The sequence below is a fragment of the Pseudomonas sp. JQ170C genome, assembly GCF_035581345.1.
In the GTDB taxonomy this organism is placed as follows: domain Bacteria; phylum Pseudomonadota; class Gammaproteobacteria; order Pseudomonadales; family Pseudomonadaceae; genus Aquipseudomonas.
Window position 1 is genome coordinate 2549773 of sequence record NZ_CP141608.1, and the last position, 14502, is coordinate 2564274.

A 14502-nucleotide genomic window follows, 5' to 3' on the forward strand; every position below is an offset into this window, starting at 1 on the left:
GTGAGGGCATGGCGAGGGTCCTGTGCAGGTGGGTGTTCATATTCTGTAAGCCGGGTGTTGCCTGAAGTTCCCTGCGTGCTCTGCAGAATAACGATCTGTGCCTCGGCAGGGAACGATTGCCGTACACAGGTCTCAAATGCTGGCTAAATGCCCTGCCAGAAGTGGCAAAGCTGTTTAGACTTCATGACAAGCAGGCCTGCAACGGCCGGTGTCGCGGAAAATAGAATAATTACTCGAAAATTCCGCCACACTCTTGTGTTTGATTCACTTGCCTGGACTTTCTGCAATGACTCAACCCGCCTCGATAGATCAGCAAAGTTTTCGCAAGTTGCTGAGCCGCAACATCGGACTGCCTTTGGGGGTGGGCCTGCTCAGTGCCCTGGTGTTCGTGGCGGTGATCAGTTACCTGTTGTCGGCCATCCAGTGGGTCGAACATACCGACCGGGTCATCAACAACGCCAATGAAGCGGTGAAGCTGTCGATTGACATGGAAACCGGTATGCGCGGTTTCCTGATCACCGGCGAAGAGCGCTTCCTGGAACCCTATGAGCTGGCCAAGCCGCAGGTGTTGTCCGGGCTCAATGGCCTGAAGCAGCTGGTGACGGACAACCCGCAACAGCTTGACCGGCTGAACCGGCTGATCGGCCTGCAGCAGGAGTGGAATGCATTTGCCAGCGACATGATCACCCTGCGTCGCGAGGCTGGCGACTACGGCGAGTCGATTCGCAGCGGTCGCGGCAAGCGCATCACCGACGAAATCCGCAAGGAGTTCGACGCCTTCATTGCCATGGAGCAGCAGTTGCGGGTGGCGCGCAACGAGCAGGTCAGCAGCAACACCGTGTTGGCGATTTGCACCTACCTGGTCTTTGTCATCCTCCTCAGTGCCTTGTTGGCCTTCCTTGGGCGCCGGGACCTGCTGGCACTGTCGGCCAGTTACTCCAGTAATCTGCAGGCCCAGCAACGCGCCAACCAGCGACTGGAACAGCAGGCCTGGCTGCGCAGCGGCCAGACTCAATTGGCCGAACAGGTGCTGGGCCAACTGACCTTGCCGATGCTGGGCAACAACATCCTGCGTTTTTTTGCCAATTACCTGGGCAGCGTGGTCGCCGCGCTTTATGTGCGCGATGAGCACGGTGGCTTGCGCCGGGTGGCCAGCTATGGCTTTTCCCGTGAGCAACAGGCGCGCGAGCAGGTAATCGGGCACCAGGAAGGCGTGTTGGCCCAGGCCGTGAACCAGGGTCGCCTGCTGCGTCTGGATGACGTGCCTGCAGACTATTTCAAGGTTTCCTCGGGCCTGGGGGAAGGCCTGCCGCGCAGTGTGCTGGTGATGCCGGCCAGCAACGACGGCCAGGTCAACGGCGTGGTCGAGCTGGGTTTCCTGCGCGCCCTGACCGACCGCGACATCGAGTTCCTCGAGCGGGTCGCCGACAACCTCGGCACCTCCATCGAGAGCGCCCGCTACCGCCAACGCCTGCAGGAAGTGCTGGCGGAAACCCAGCAGCTCAATGAAGAACTGCAGGTGCAGCAGGAAGAGCTGAAAACCGCCAACGAAGAGCTCGAGGAGCAATCGCGGGTGCTCAAGGAGTCCCAGGCGCACCTGGAAACCCAGCAGGCCGAGCTTGAGCAGACCAACGAGCAACTGGCCGAACGCACCGAGGCCCTGGCCCAGCAGCGCGATGCGCTGGATCACAAGAACGGCGAGCTCAACCGCGCCCAGGGCGAGTTGCAGGAACGTGCCGAAGAACTGCAGCGTTCGAGCAAGTACAAGTCCGAGTTCCTGGCCAACATGTCCCACGAGCTGCGCACGCCGCTCAATAGCTCGCTGATCCTGGCCAAGCTGCTGGCCGAGAACAGTCAGGGCAACCTCAGCGAAGAACAGGTCAAGTTTGCCGATTCGATCTACTCGGCCGGCAACGACCTGCTCAACCTGATCAACGATATCCTCGATATCGCCAAGGTCGAGGCCGGCAAGCTTGAAGTCAGGCCGCAAACCACCCAGGTAGCGCGCCTGGTCGAGGGCCTGCAGACCCTGTTCGCACCGCTGGCGAGCGAGAAGCGCCTGGACTTCAACGTGGTCATCGAGCCGCAGGTGCCGGCGACCCTGTACACCGACCGCCAGCGCTTGGAGCAGATCCTCAAGAACCTGTTGTCCAACGCGGTGAAGTTCACCGAGAAAGGCCAGGTCAGCCTGACTGTCAGCGCGCAGCCGGGCACCGGTATTGTCTTCTCGGTACGCGATAGCGGTATCGGTATTGCCGCCGACCAGCAACAGAGCATTTTCGAGGCCTTCCATCAGGCCGATGGCACCACCAACCGGCGCTATGGCGGCACCGGCCTGGGGCTGTCGATTTCCCGCGACCTGGCACAGCTGCTGGGCGGGCAGATCAGCGTCGACAGCAGCGAAGGCAAGGGCAGTGTGTTCAGCCTGATCCTGCCGGAACACTACGAGCCGGTGGACAGCCAGGCCCCGGCGGTGATCATCAACCAACCGCTGGTGTCGATGCGCGAGCCCGAGCCGCAGGCGCCTGCCAGCGTGGCCGTCGCTGTGCGCCGCGCACCGGCCTTTGCCGATGACCGCGAGCTGGCACCCTTCAGTAACCGCTGCATTCTGGTGATCGAGGACGAGCCCAACTTTGCCCGCATCCTCTTCGACCTGGCGCATGAATTGGGGTACAGCTGCCTGGTCGCCCAGGTGGCCGACGAAGGCTTCGAGCTGGCGGCCACCTTCATCCCCGATGCGATCCTGCTGGACATGCGCCTTCCGGACCACTCAGGCCTGACGGTGCTGCAGCGGCTCAAGGAGCAAGCCAGCACCCGGCACATTCCGGTGCATATCATTTCTGTTGAAGACCGGATGGAGGCGGCCATGCACATGGGCGCGGTCGGGTATGCCGTCAAGCCCGCCAGCCGCGACGAGCTCAAGGCGGTGTTCGCCCGCCTCGAGGCCAAGCTGACGCAGAAGCTCAAGCACATCCTGCTGGTCGAAGACGACGACTTGCAGCGCGAAAGCATCGCCCGCCTGATCGGCGATGACGACATCGAGATCACCGCCGTCGGTATGGCCCAGCAAGCACTGGAACTGCTGCGCGAGAACATCTATGACTGCATGATCATCGACCTCAAGCTGCCCGACATGCTAGGCAACGAGCTGCTCAAGCGCATGTCGGCCGAGGACATCCGCGCCTTCCCGCCGGTGATCGTCTACACCGGGCGCAACCTGACCCGGGACGAAGAGGCGGACCTGCTCAAGTACTCACGCTCGATCATCATCAAGGGCGCACGTTCGCCGGAGCGCCTGCTTGATGAAGTGACATTGTTTCTGCACAAAGTCGAGTCGACGCTGTCCCATGAACGGCAGCGCATGCTCAAGACGGCGCGCAGCCGCGACAAGGTCTTTGAAGGGCGCAAGTTGTTGCTGGTCGATGACGATGTACGCAACATCTTTGCCCTGACCAGTGCCCTGGAACACAAGGGCGCAATCGTCGAGATCGCTCGCAACGGCCGCGAAGCCATCGAGCGACTGGAGCAGCATGCCGACGTCGACCTGGTGCTGATGGATGTGATGATGCCGGAGATGGACGGTTATGAAGCCACCCGCTTGATTCGCAAGGACCCGCGCTGGCGCAAGCTGCCCATCATAGCGGTCACCGCCAAGGCGATGAAGGACGACCAGGAGCGTTGCCTGCAAGCGGGGGCCAACGATTACCTGGCCAAGCCTATTGAACTTGACCGACTGTTCTCGCTGATCCGTGTCTGGCTGCCGCAACTGGAGCGAATTTGACTATCGAACGTAACACCGACATTGAAATACGGCTGTTGATCGAGGCGATCTACCTCAAGTACAGCTATGACTTTCGCGACTACTCCGGCGCCTCGATCAAGCGCCGGATCCAGCATGCCCTGCGCCAGTTCGACTGCAAGACAGTCTCGGCGCTGCAGGAGCGGGTGCTGCACGACCCGGGCATGTTCATGCAATTGCTGCAGTTCCTGACCATTCCGGTCAGCGAGATGTTTCGCGATCCCGAGCACTTCCTCGCCCTGCGCCGGGAAGTGGTGCCGCTGTTGCGCACCTGGCCGTCGCTGAAGATCTGGATCGCCGGCTGCAGCACGGGCGAGGAGGTCTATTCGATGGCGATCCTGCTGCGCGAAGAGGGCCTGCTGGAGCGCACCATCATCTATGCCACCGATATCAACCCGAACTCCCTGGAAAAGGCCAAGCAGGGCATCTATTCGATACAGAACATGCACGCGTACGCCGAAAACTACCGCAAGGCCGGCGGGAGCCGTGACTTCAGCGAGTACTACACCTCGGCCTACGGCAACGCCATCGTCGACAGCAGCCTGCGCGACAACGTGACCTTCGCCGACCACAGCCTGGCCACCGACAGCGTGTTTTCCGAAACCCAGCTGATCTCTTGTCGGAATGTGCTCATCTACTTCAACAAGACCTTGCAGGATCGCGCCTTCGGCCTGTTCCACGAGTCGCTGTGCCACCGCGGCTTTCTGGTATTGGGGAGCAAGGAATCGCTGGACTTTTCGGCCTACGCCGACCGCTTCGAGGCGCTGGTCAAGCCTGAACGGATCTACCGCAAATCATGAACGGCATCCAGGCGATCACCCTGGGCGCCTCGGCCGGCGGCGTCAGCGCTATGCTGCATGTGTTCCATTGCTTGCCGGCCGATTTCCGGATTCCAGTGGTGTGCGTGCTGCATCTGCCCGATGACCGTCACAGCCACCTGGCCGAGGTATTCAGCCGCAGGCTCAAGCGCCCTGTATGCGAGGCCCGGGACAAGCAGGCACTGGCCCCGGGCATGATCTATTTCGCCGGTCCCGGCTACCACTTGTCGGTGGAGCAGGACCGCAGTTTTTCCCTGAGCCAGGAGGAGCGTGTGTATTTTTCCCGGCCGTCGATCGACGTGTTGTTCGAGTCCGCCGCCGACGCCTATGGCCCGGCGCTGCTGGGTGTGCTGCTGACCGGCGCCAACGAGGACGGCGCCGCAGGGTTGGCGCGAATCAAGCGCCTGGGCGGGCATACCATTGTCCAGGACCCCCAGGAAGCGCAGGTCGCGACCATGCCGCAAGCGGCGCTGGCCTTGCACCGTCCTGACCATATACTGCCTTTGAATGGCATCGGGCAATTGCTCGCCAAGCTGGAGCCCACTGAATGTTGAGCCATATACAAGCCAAGTTGCTGATCGTCGACGACCTGCCGGAAAACCTGCTGGCACTGGAGGCACTGGTCAAGGGCAGCGACTGTGAAGTGCATCAGGCGCAATCGGCCGACCAGGCGTTGTCGCTACTGCTCGAACATGAGTTCGCCCTGGCCATTCTCGATGTGCAGATGCCGGGCATGAACGGTTTTGAGCTGGCCGAACTGATGCGCGGCATGGAGAAGACCAAGAACATCCCGATCGTGTTTGTCAGCGCCGCCGGGCGTGAGATGAACTATGCCTTCAAGGGCTACGAAAGCGGGGCCGTGGACTTCTTGCACAAGCCGCTCGACCCTCACGCGGTCAAAAGCAAAGTGGCCGTGTTCATCGACCTGTTCCGCCAGCGCAAGGCGCTCAAGCAACAGCTGGAGGCCATAGAGCGCAGCCGCGAAGAGCAGGCGCAGCTGCTGGCCCAGTTGCAGATCACTCGCGGTGAGCTTGAGCACGCGGTGCGGATGCGCGATGACTTCATGTCGATTGTCTCCCATGAGGTGCGCACACCGCTCAACGGCCTGATCCTCGAGACCCAGCTGCGCAAGATGCACCTGGCCCGCGACAATGCCGATGCCTTTACCCTGGACAAGATGCGCGCCATGGTCGAGCGTGACGAACGCCAGATCAACAGCCTGATCCGCTTGATCGAGGACATGCTCGATGTGTCACGGATACGCACCGGCAAGCTGTCGATCCGCCCCGGCACGTTCGACTTGTCGCAGTTGGTCGGTGGCCTGATCGAGAACTTCGCCGCCCAGGCCATCGCTGCCCAGTCGTCTATCGACTTCAGCGCCGAGGCGTCGTTGAGCGGTGTCTGGGACGAGTTTCGGATCGAGCAGGTCGTGGCGAACCTGTTGACCAATGCCTTGCGCTACGGGGCGAGAAGCCCGGTGCATGTGCGCACGTTCGAGCAGCAGGGCATGGCCTGCGTCGAGGTCAAAGACCAGGGCATCGGCATCAGCGAGCAGAACCAGCAGCGCATCTTCCAGCAATTCGAGCGCGTGGCGTCCAGCCAGAGCAGTGCGGGGCTGGGCCTGGGGTTGTATATCTCCGAGCAGATCGTGCTGGCCCATGGCGGCAGCATTGGTGTACACAGTATCGAGGGGCAGGGCGCGACCTTTACCGTTCGCCTGCCGCTGACCCGGCTGCGACAAGAAACAGACCAGCAGCAGGCAACCTCGGCGTAAGGCCGGGGTCGTAGTTTGAACTTATTGAAAAACAAGGCGTTGGCATGAGTGAAGATGCGCAGGATGTGGTGCTGGTCGTTGAAGACGACGACACCATTCGTATGGTTCTGAGGGATTACCTGTCGGGTGAGGGTTACCACGTGCTGGTGGCCGAAGACGGTGAGCAAGCGTTCGAAATCCTCGCCAGCAAACCGCACCTGGACCTGATCGTCACCGATTTTCGCCTGCCGGGCGGGATCTCCGGCGTGCAGATCGCTGAGCCTGCCCTGAAGCTGCGACCGGACCTGAAGGTGATTTTCATCAGCGGCTACCCGGCAGAGATCCGCGAATCGGGCAGCCCTATCGCCTTCAAGGCGCCCATCCTGGCCAAGCCCTTTGACCTCGATACCCTGCGTGACCAGATCCAGGCGCTGTTGCGCTAGGGCCCGGCGAGGGCTCAGGCCATTGAGTTGAGGCTGTCACCGCGCAAGGTTCGTTCGATCCCGCCCATCAGCATGCTTTCCATCAAGGCCAGGCCCTGGGCCTGCGGCAACTGCGAGGCCTGCAGCCAGCCGGGCAGGCTGTTGAGCAGGTTGGCGATGACATGCGCCGAGGCTTCCAGTGCCTTGCCACGCAAGGTGGCCTTGGGCACGAGCAGCCGCAGCAGCGCGGTTTCATATTGCTGGCGCAGTTGGCCGATGCGCGCCTGCTGATCCGGGCTCAAGCAGCATTGATCCCGCTCGGCCAGGCGAAACTGCAGGGGGCGCTCGGCATGCAGCGCCCAGTGCGCGGCAATCACTTGCGCCAGGGTTTGCTGGTGTGCACGGCGCCCTTGGTTGAGGGCGGCCAGCAGCTCTTCGTACAGCTCCTCGATCAGGTCGTACAGCAGGTCCTGCTTGCTGGGGAAGTGGTGGTACAACGACCCCGCAGTCAGGCCCAGGTGGCTGGCCAGCTCACGCATGCTGACCTGGCCAAACCCTTTCTCGGCAAAGAGCGTCAAGGCCCTGTCACGCCGCTCTTCAAAGCTCGTACAGCGCAAAGCGGCGTCCATGGTCAGGCCCTCAGTAGGTGTAGAAACCGCGACCGCTCTTGCGACCCAGGAAGCCGGCGGCGACCATTTCCTTGAGCAGGGGGGCAGGGCGGTACTTGCTGTCGTTGTAGCCCTCATGGAAGGCTTCCATGATGGCCAGCAGGGTGTCCAGGCCGATCAGGTCGCCCAGGGCCAGCGGGCCGATTGGCTGGTTGCAGCCAAGGCGCATGCCGGTGTCGATATCCTCGGCACTGGCCAGGCCTTCCTGCAGCACGAAGATCGCCTCGTTGATCATCGGCACCAGGATGCGGTTGACCACGAAGCCTGGACGGTTGCCGGCGGTGATCGGCGTCTTGCCGACCTGCTCGGTCAGCGCCAGGGCCTTGGCGTAGGTGGCGTCGCTGGTCTGCAGACCGCGGATGATCTCCACCAGGGCCATCATCGGCACCGGGTTGAAGAAGTGCACACCGACAAAGCGCTCAGGGTTGCTGATGGCCGCGCCCAGCTGGGTGATCGACAGCGACGAAGTGTTGGTGGCGATCACGCAGTCGCTGCTGACACTCTCGGCGATCTGCTTGAGGATGCGCAGCTTGAGGTCGAGGTTTTCAGTCGCCGCTTCGATCACCAACTGCGCCGAGGCCAACTGGGCGTAGTCGGTGCTGGTGCGGATACGCGCCACTGCCGCCTGGGCGTCTTCAGCGCTGAGGGTCTGCTTGCTGACCTGGCGCTCCAGGTTCTTGCGCAGGGTGGCCACGCCGCGCTCCAGCGCAGCGTCGGACACATCGATCAGGGTCACCTGGTAACCGGCTGCCGCACACACCTGGGCAATCCCGTTGCCCATGGTGCCCGCGCCGATCACCGCAATGTTTTCAATACTCACTGTGATGATTCCTTGGTTCAGACGCGTTCAAAGACGACAGCGATGCCCTGGCCGCCACCGATGCACATGGTCGCCAGCGCGTAGCGGCCTTCAATGCGTTGCAGCTCGTGGATGGCCTTGGTGGCGATGATCGCGCCGGTAGCGCCCACCGGGTGACCCAGGGAAATGCCGGAGCCGTTGGGGTTGACCTTCTCGGGGTCGAAGCCCAGCTCGCCGGAAACGGCGCAGGCCTGTGCGGCGAAGGCTTCGTTGGACTCGATGACGTCCAGGTCGGCAACGCTGATACCGGCCTTCTCCAGCACCTTGCGGGTGGCAGGTACCGGGCCCAGGCCCATCAGTTCAGGTTCGACGCCGGCGTGGGCGTAGGCCACCAGGCGGGCCAGCGGACGCAGGTCGTGACGCTTGACGAAATCAGCGGTGGCCAGCACCAGGGCGCCGGCGCCATCGTTCAGGCCGCTGGCGTTGCCGGCGGTGACGGTACCGTCTTTCTTGAACGCAGGCTTCATGCCGGCCAGTTGCTCGGCGGTCACTTCGCCGCGGACATGCTCGTCGACCTCAAAGCGTACGGTGCCTTTGCGGCCCGGGATATCAATCGGCACGATCTGGCTGGCGAAGCGGCCTTCGGCGATGGCACGGGCGGCGCGCTGCTGGCTGACCAGGGCCAGGTCATCCTGCATTTGTCGGGTGATGCCATTGCGCTCGGCGACGTTCTCGGCGGTGATGCCCATGTGGAAGCCGGCGAAGGGGTCATGCAGCACGCCGAGCATGTAGTCGACGCCTTTGAGGTCGCCCATGCGCGCACCCCAACGGGCCTGTGGCAGCAGGTACGGGCCACGGCTCATGGATTCGGCACCAGCGGCGACGACGGCTTCGGCTTCACCCAGCAGCAGGCTCTGGGCTGCCGAGACAATGGCTTGCAGGCCCGAGCCGCACAGGCGGTTGACGTTGAACGCCGGGGTTTCCTTGGGCACGCCGGCATTCATCGCCGCCACTCGGGCGAGGTAGGCATCGCGAGCTTCGGTCGGGATCACGGTGCCCATGACCACATGGCCGATCTGCTCAGGCGCCACACCGGCGCGCTCGATGGCGGCGCGGGTCACGGTGCTGGCCAGGTCCGCCAGCGGCAGGTCCTTGAGGGTGCCACCGAAACTGCCGATTGCCGAGCGCACGGCGCTGACGACGTAGATTTCTGGGGTATTCATGATCGACTCCATAGGCGAAAGCGTGGCGGGGCATAGGCAGGCTCTGCCAGAATGCACACCGGGCCAGGTTCAGGTAGTCATCGAGTCTAGGCAAAGGCTGCAGCCGGGCCTATGCCTTAACTGCTCAGTGAAACTGGTATTTTTTGCCATACCCTTGCGGAATCCGCCATGCGGGAAAACGATACAGTCGCGGTCTATTTCGTCCATTCCATGCTCCATTCCCTGCGCGACCAGCCGCTGCGGGGCGAGGCACTGTTGCGTGAAGCCGGAATCGATCCCGGCGTCCTTGGCACGCCCGGCGCACGGGTGCAGGCGTCGGCTTTTGCGCGGCTGTGGCTGCTGTTGATCCAGGACCTCAATGACGAGTTTTTCAACCTCGACAGCCACGGCATGCCGGTGGGCAGTTTTGCCCTGATCTGCCGGGGGCTGATCCAGGAGCCGACCCTGGAAAAAGCCTTGCGCCAGTGCCTGAGCAATTTTGCGCTGTTTCTGCGGGACATGCGCGCGAGCGTGACCCTCAAGGGCGGGCGGGCCGTGATCAGCCTGCGCTCGAACATCGACGACCCGGTCGCCCGGGTGTATGCCGAAGAAACCTTCCTGGCGCTGGTCATCAGCCTGCTGTGCTGGCTGGGCGGGCAACGCCTGGTGATCGACCGCACTGCGCTGGCCGACAGGCGTCCGGCGCAGGATGACGATCCGCTGCTGTGGGGGCCGAACCTGCAACTGGGCGCCGGGTGCACGGAGATCGAATTTGCCGCCGACTACTTGCGCCTGCCGGTGATCCAGGACCTGGCCGGGCTCAAGACTTTTTTGCGCAGCGCTCCCCAGTGGCTGGTGATCCGCTACCGCAACCAGAACGGCCAGGTGGCCCAGGTCTACCGATACCTGCGCGAACGCGAGCAGGGCCAGTGGCCGACACTGGTCGCCATGGCCAAGCGCCAGGGCCTGAGCGCCAGCAGCTTTCGCAGGCTGCTGGAACGGGAGGGGCGCTCGTTCCAGCAGATCAAGGATGAGGTGCGCCGGGCCATGGCCTTTGAGTGCCTGCGCGAGACGGACATGAGCATTGCCGAGATCGCCGAGCGCACCGGTTTTCAGGAATCCAGTGCGTTTCACCGGGCCTTCAAGAAGTGGACCGGTGAAAGCCCTGGCAGTTATCGCCTGCGCATGGCGGCCTCGCGCTAGGGCCGGGACTCAGCGCAGTGTGTGCAGCAGTGCCTTGAGGTAGTCCTGCCCGGCCTGATCCAGCGCAAATACCGGCCGGCGTGGTTCACCCACCTCAAGCCCGGTCATGGCCAGGCCTGCCTTGATAGTGGCGGGCAATCCCCCCTTGAGGATGAAATCCAGCAGCGGCAACTGGCGGTAGAACACGGCCCTGGCGGTTTTCAGATCGCCCGCCAGCACCGCCTGGTACAGCTGCTGATTGAGGACGGGAATCAGGTTCGCCGCTGCCGTGCACCAGCCGCTGGCACCGGCCACGAACGCCTCCAGGGCCAGGGGGTTGCAGCCGTTGTAGAACGGCACCTGGCCTTCGCCCAGCAGTTGCAGTTTGTGCATGCGCTGAATGTCGCCGGTACTCTCCTTGACCATGGTCACGTTGTCGACTTCGCGCACGATCTTGAGGATCAGCTCCACCGACATGTCCGTGCCGCTGGTGGCCGGGTTGTTGTAGAGCATGATCGGCACGTCGATGCTGGCACCGATGGCGCGGTAGTGCTGGATGATCTCGGCTTCGCTGAGTTTCCAGTAGGCGGCCGGCAGCACCATCACCGCATCGGCACCGTGGGCCTGGGCAAAGCGCGCACGGCGGATGGCGCCGGCGGTGGTCAGGTCCGAGACGCTGACGATGGTGGGGACGCGCCCGGCAATGTGCGCCAGGCTGAACTCGGCGACCTGCTGCCACTCAAGGTCGCTGAGGTAGGCGCCTTCACCGGTGCTGCCCAGCGGGGCGATGGCGTGCACGCCGCCGGCAATCAGGCGGTCGATGGATGTGCCCAGGGCGGGCAGGTCGAGCTGCTCGCCATCGTGGCTGAACGGGGTGATGGTGTAGCCGATGATGCCGTGAAAGGTCGTGGACATGATGAACTCCGCAAGTAAGGCAATTAGGGCGAAATGGGCAGCAATCAGTTCATGCAGTCGGCATGCACCCGCAGGCACTGGCGCGCATAGTAGTTGAAGGCGGCGCTGTGGCGTTTCGGACGCGAGATCCAGTCATGGGCTTCGCGGCCCAGTGCCGGTTCGATCGGCTTGACTTCGCCGGCGGCCATGGCCAGCAGTTGCAGCTTGGCGGCGCGCTCGATCAGTTGGGCGATGACACAGGCTTCCTCGATGCTGGCGCCGGTGGAGAGCTGGCCGTGGTGCGAGAGCAGGATGGCGCGCTTGTCGCCCAGGGCCGCGCTGATGATCTCGCCTTCTTCGTTGCCCACTGGTACGCCCGGCCAGGCTTGAAGAAACGCGCAATCTTCATAGAGCGGGCACAGGTCCATGTGCGACACCTGCAGCGGCACTTCGAGCATCGACAGGGCGGCGACGTGGGTGGGGTGGGTGTGGATGATGCAGTTCACGTCCGGACGCGCCCGGTACACCCAGCTGTGGAAGCGGTTGGCCGGGTTGGGCATGCCGCTGCCTTCGAGTACTTCCAGGTCTTCGTTGACCAGCAGCAGATTGCTGGCGGTGATTTCGTCAAAGCCCAGGCCCAGTTGCTGGGTGTAGAAGGTACCAGGCTGCGGACCCCGGGCGCTGATTTGCCCGGCAAGGCCCGAGTCGTGGCCGTTGTCGAACAGAATTCGGCAGGTCAGGGCCAGCTTTTCACGCACAGTCCACGTATTATCGGCAAGCGAGCCTTGCATCTGTGTGAGGGCCTGCTTGATCAGCTGGTCCTTGGGCAATGCCATTGTCTTGGCCATGGGGATATCCTCATTGGTGGGAAAAATGTCAGCGCTGGGTTGCCCGGTTACTTGGAAGGTGGCGGGCGGCTCGGCGTGATGACACAAACAAGGCTAAATGACACAATGTGTCATTAGCAAGAAAAAACTTGCCCGTGGCATTGGGAAAATCGCGTCGCATGTCTATCCGATTGAAATTACTAAGAAAAAAACTAGGGATTACCCTGGAGGTGCTGGCCGAGAAGTCCGGCATGACCAAGAGCTACCTGTCCAAGGTGGAACGGGGCCTGAACACGCCCTCGATCGCCGCTGCGCTGAAACTGGCGCGTGCGCTCAGCGTCAATGTCGAGGAGCTGTTTGCCGAGGATGAGCCAGGCCAGTCGCGTTACAGCCTGGTGCGCAGTGGCGAGCGCCAGGCGCTGTCGGGCAGTGCCCAGGGCCCGGGCTATGCGGTGCTGGCCAGCCATATCGGCAGCCGCAGCCTGCTGCCCTTTATCATCAGCCCGCCGCGGGATTTCAGCGACTCGACCTTCAAGGAGCACCTTGGCGAGGAGTTCCTGTTTGTGCATGAAGGGCAGGTGGAAGTCGACTTCATGAACGAGCGGGTCATCCTCGAACGGGGCGATGCGCTGTACTTCAACGCCCAGACCCCCCATCGCCTGCGCTCGCTCGGCGAGGTGCAGGCGCAGTTGCTGGTGGTGGTCCACGATGCCGAAGGGCCGTGATGAGCAGCGCCTCGCGGTTCTGGCGTGACCCGGCACTGCCGTTCATCGAGGCGCGCAGGGTCGAGGATGGGCGCAAGGTCTGTTATGCACCGCATTCCCACGAGGGCTTCTCCATCGGCGCCATCACCGGCGGGCGCAGCACCTACGTGAGCGGTGAAAGCCATCAGTTGGTGTCGGCGGGCACAGTCGTGATGATGAACCCGGGCGTGGTGCATACCTGCAATCCCATTGACGGTGAGCCCTGGTCGTACCTGATGCTGTACGTCGATTCGAGTTGGCTGCAGGCGCTGGGCTTCCAGCCCTTCGAGGCGATCAGCAGCCGCTCGCAATCCCTGTACCAGGCCTTGTGCCAATTGTTCGAGACGCTGCTGGACGATCACGGCAGCAGCGCCGGCAAAGCGGCGGCGCTGCGGATTTTCTTCGGCGCGCTGATCCAGCAGTTTGATGCCGGCAGCCCGGGGGCGGGGCCAGGCAATCCGCGTGTGCTGGCCGCTGCCGCCTTTATCCGTGAACACTGCACCCAGCCGTTGCGCCTGGAGGACATCGGCCAGGCTGCAGGCCTGTCGACGTCGTACCTGATCCGCGCCTTCAAGCAGCATTTTGGCCTGACGCCCCACGGCTACCTGCTCGACCAGCGCGTGCAGTACGCCCGCGCACAACTGCGGCGCGGACGCTTGATCGCCGAGGTCGCACTTGAAGCCGGCTTTGCCGACCAGGCGCACCTGCAACGCGCCTTCAAGCGCCACCTGGCTGCGACGCCAGGGCACTATCGCTCAGCTCACTAGCAGGTAGAGCGCACTCGCCACCAGCAACCCGGCCAGAACGCGGTTGAACACCCGAACCCGACGAGGGTTGCCCAGGTAATGGCTGATCACGCTACCGGCCCAGGCCCAACTGGCGATCGACAGATAGCAGATGACGAAGTAGATCGCCGTGAACTGCCACAGCAAGGCCGTCTCACCTTCGCCGACATACGCACCGACACCGGCCACACAGGCCAGCCAGGCCTTGGGGTTGAGCCACTGCAAGGTCGCACCGGCAAGCATCGACGGCGCGCCTGCGTCGCCAGTGCTGCCCAGTTCGCCGCGGTCGCTGGCCAGCTTCCAGGCCATGAACAGCAGGAAGGCCACACCGGCGGCATGCAGGACCCGGGTCAAGGCCGGCCAATGGCGCAGCAGTTCGTGCAAACCCAGGCCAATCAGCAGCAACAGCAGGCTGAAGCCCAGGGTGGCGCCGGTGACGTGCTTGAGGCTGGCACGCAGGCCGTGCCGGGCGCCGCTGCCCAAGGCAACGATGTTCACCGGGCCGGGGGAGATGGAGGCGGCCAGGGCAAAGGCGGCCATCGAAAGCATCAGGCTCATGGGGGTGGGTCCTTGGTGTGAAGTTGACCCAGTCTGATGGCCCGGACGCGGT

At 63.1% G+C, this 14502-nt stretch carries 14 protein-coding genes; 8 read left to right on the forward strand and 6 right to left on the reverse strand.

Annotated features, from left to right (window positions below; all coding sequences use genetic code 11):
• Nucleotides 1–286 precede the first annotated feature (286 nt).
• Genes U9R80_RS11895 through U9R80_RS11915 form a run of 5 tightly spaced genes read left to right on the forward strand, consistent with a single transcriptional unit; the run spans nucleotide 287 to nucleotide 6813 of the window.
• Nucleotides 287–3781: a response regulator gene (locus U9R80_RS11895; protein ID WP_301840583.1), complete on the forward strand. Its 3495-nt coding sequence runs from the start codon at nucleotides 287–289 to the stop codon at nucleotides 3779–3781.
• Complete coding sequence (locus U9R80_RS11900) at nucleotides 3778–4599, forward strand: CheR family methyltransferase (protein ID WP_301840584.1); 822 nt, start codon at nucleotides 3778–3780, stop codon at nucleotides 4597–4599. Before U9R80_RS11895 ends, U9R80_RS11900 begins: the two co-directional genes overlap by 4 nt.
• Nucleotides 4596–5171, forward strand: a complete 576-nt coding sequence (locus U9R80_RS11905) for a chemotaxis protein CheB (RefSeq protein ID WP_301840585.1) — start codon at nucleotides 4596–4598, stop codon at nucleotides 5169–5171. The genes U9R80_RS11900 and U9R80_RS11905 overlap by 4 nt, the downstream gene beginning before the upstream one ends.
• A complete protein-coding gene (locus U9R80_RS11910; protein WP_301840586.1) occupies nucleotides 5165–6391 on the forward strand; it encodes a hybrid sensor histidine kinase/response regulator in 1227 nt (408 codons plus the stop codon). Before U9R80_RS11905 ends, U9R80_RS11910 begins: the two co-directional genes overlap by 7 nt.
• 44 nt (nucleotides 6392–6435) lie before the next feature.
• Nucleotides 6436–6813, forward strand: a complete 378-nt coding sequence (locus tag U9R80_RS11915; RefSeq protein WP_301840587.1) for a response regulator — start codon at nucleotides 6436–6438, stop codon at nucleotides 6811–6813.
• A gap of 14 nt (nucleotides 6814–6827) precedes the next feature.
• On the opposite strand, the gene U9R80_RS11920 is transcribed toward U9R80_RS11915, so the two are convergent.
• From U9R80_RS11920 to U9R80_RS11930, 3 genes are read right to left on the reverse strand one after another with little or no spacing between them, the layout of a single operon-like run.
• A complete protein-coding gene (locus U9R80_RS11920; protein ID WP_301840588.1) occupies nucleotides 6828–7421 on the reverse strand; it encodes a TetR/AcrR family transcriptional regulator in 594 nt (197 codons plus the stop codon).
• Nucleotides 7422–7431: 10 nt separating this feature from the next.
• Entirely contained in the window at nucleotides 7432–8280 is an 849-nt protein-coding gene (locus U9R80_RS11925) for a 3-hydroxybutyryl-CoA dehydrogenase (protein WP_301840590.1), read from the reverse strand.
• 17 nt (nucleotides 8281–8297) lie between these two features.
• Complete coding sequence (locus tag U9R80_RS11930) at nucleotides 8298–9482, reverse strand: acetyl-CoA C-acyltransferase family protein (protein WP_301840592.1); 1185 nt, start codon at nucleotides 9480–9482, stop codon at nucleotides 8298–8300.
• A gap of 168 nt (nucleotides 9483–9650) precedes the next feature.
• On the opposite strand from U9R80_RS11930, the gene U9R80_RS11935 reads away from it, so the two are divergent.
• Nucleotides 9651–10664, forward strand: coding sequence for an AraC family transcriptional regulator (locus U9R80_RS11935; RefSeq protein ID WP_301840594.1), 1014 nt, complete (start codon nucleotides 9651–9653; stop codon nucleotides 10662–10664).
• 9 nt (nucleotides 10665–10673) lie between these two features.
• Here U9R80_RS11935 and U9R80_RS11940 read toward each other — a convergent pair whose 3' ends face one another.
• Nucleotides 10674–11558 (reverse strand): dihydrodipicolinate synthase family protein, encoded by an 885-nt coding sequence (locus U9R80_RS11940; protein ID WP_301840596.1) that lies wholly within the window; start codon nucleotides 11556–11558, stop codon nucleotides 10674–10676.
• Between the two features lie 44 nt (nucleotides 11559–11602).
• On the reverse strand, nucleotides 11603–12385 hold the full coding sequence (locus U9R80_RS11945; protein WP_301840598.1) for an aldolase: 783 nt from the start codon (nucleotides 12383–12385) through the stop codon (nucleotides 11603–11605).
• Between the two features lie 158 nt (nucleotides 12386–12543).
• On the opposite strand from U9R80_RS11945, the gene U9R80_RS11950 reads away from it, so the two are divergent.
• Complete coding sequence (locus U9R80_RS11950; RefSeq protein WP_301840600.1) at nucleotides 12544–13089, forward strand: helix-turn-helix domain-containing protein; 546 nt, start codon at nucleotides 12544–12546, stop codon at nucleotides 13087–13089.
• On the forward strand, nucleotides 13089–13874 hold the full coding sequence (locus U9R80_RS11955; RefSeq protein WP_301840602.1) for an AraC family transcriptional regulator: 786 nt from the start codon (nucleotides 13089–13091) through the stop codon (nucleotides 13872–13874). Before U9R80_RS11950 ends, U9R80_RS11955 begins: the two co-directional genes overlap by 1 nt.
• On the opposite strand, the gene U9R80_RS11960 is transcribed toward U9R80_RS11955, so the two are convergent.
• Nucleotides 13863–14450 carry a LysE family translocator gene (locus U9R80_RS11960; RefSeq protein WP_301840604.1) on the reverse strand — a complete coding sequence of 196 codons (588 nt, stop codon included), beginning with the start codon at nucleotides 14448–14450 and terminating at the stop codon, nucleotides 13863–13865. The two genes, U9R80_RS11955 and U9R80_RS11960, sit on opposite strands and share 12 nt — an antisense overlap.
• Between the last annotated feature and the right edge of the window lie 52 nt (nucleotides 14451–14502).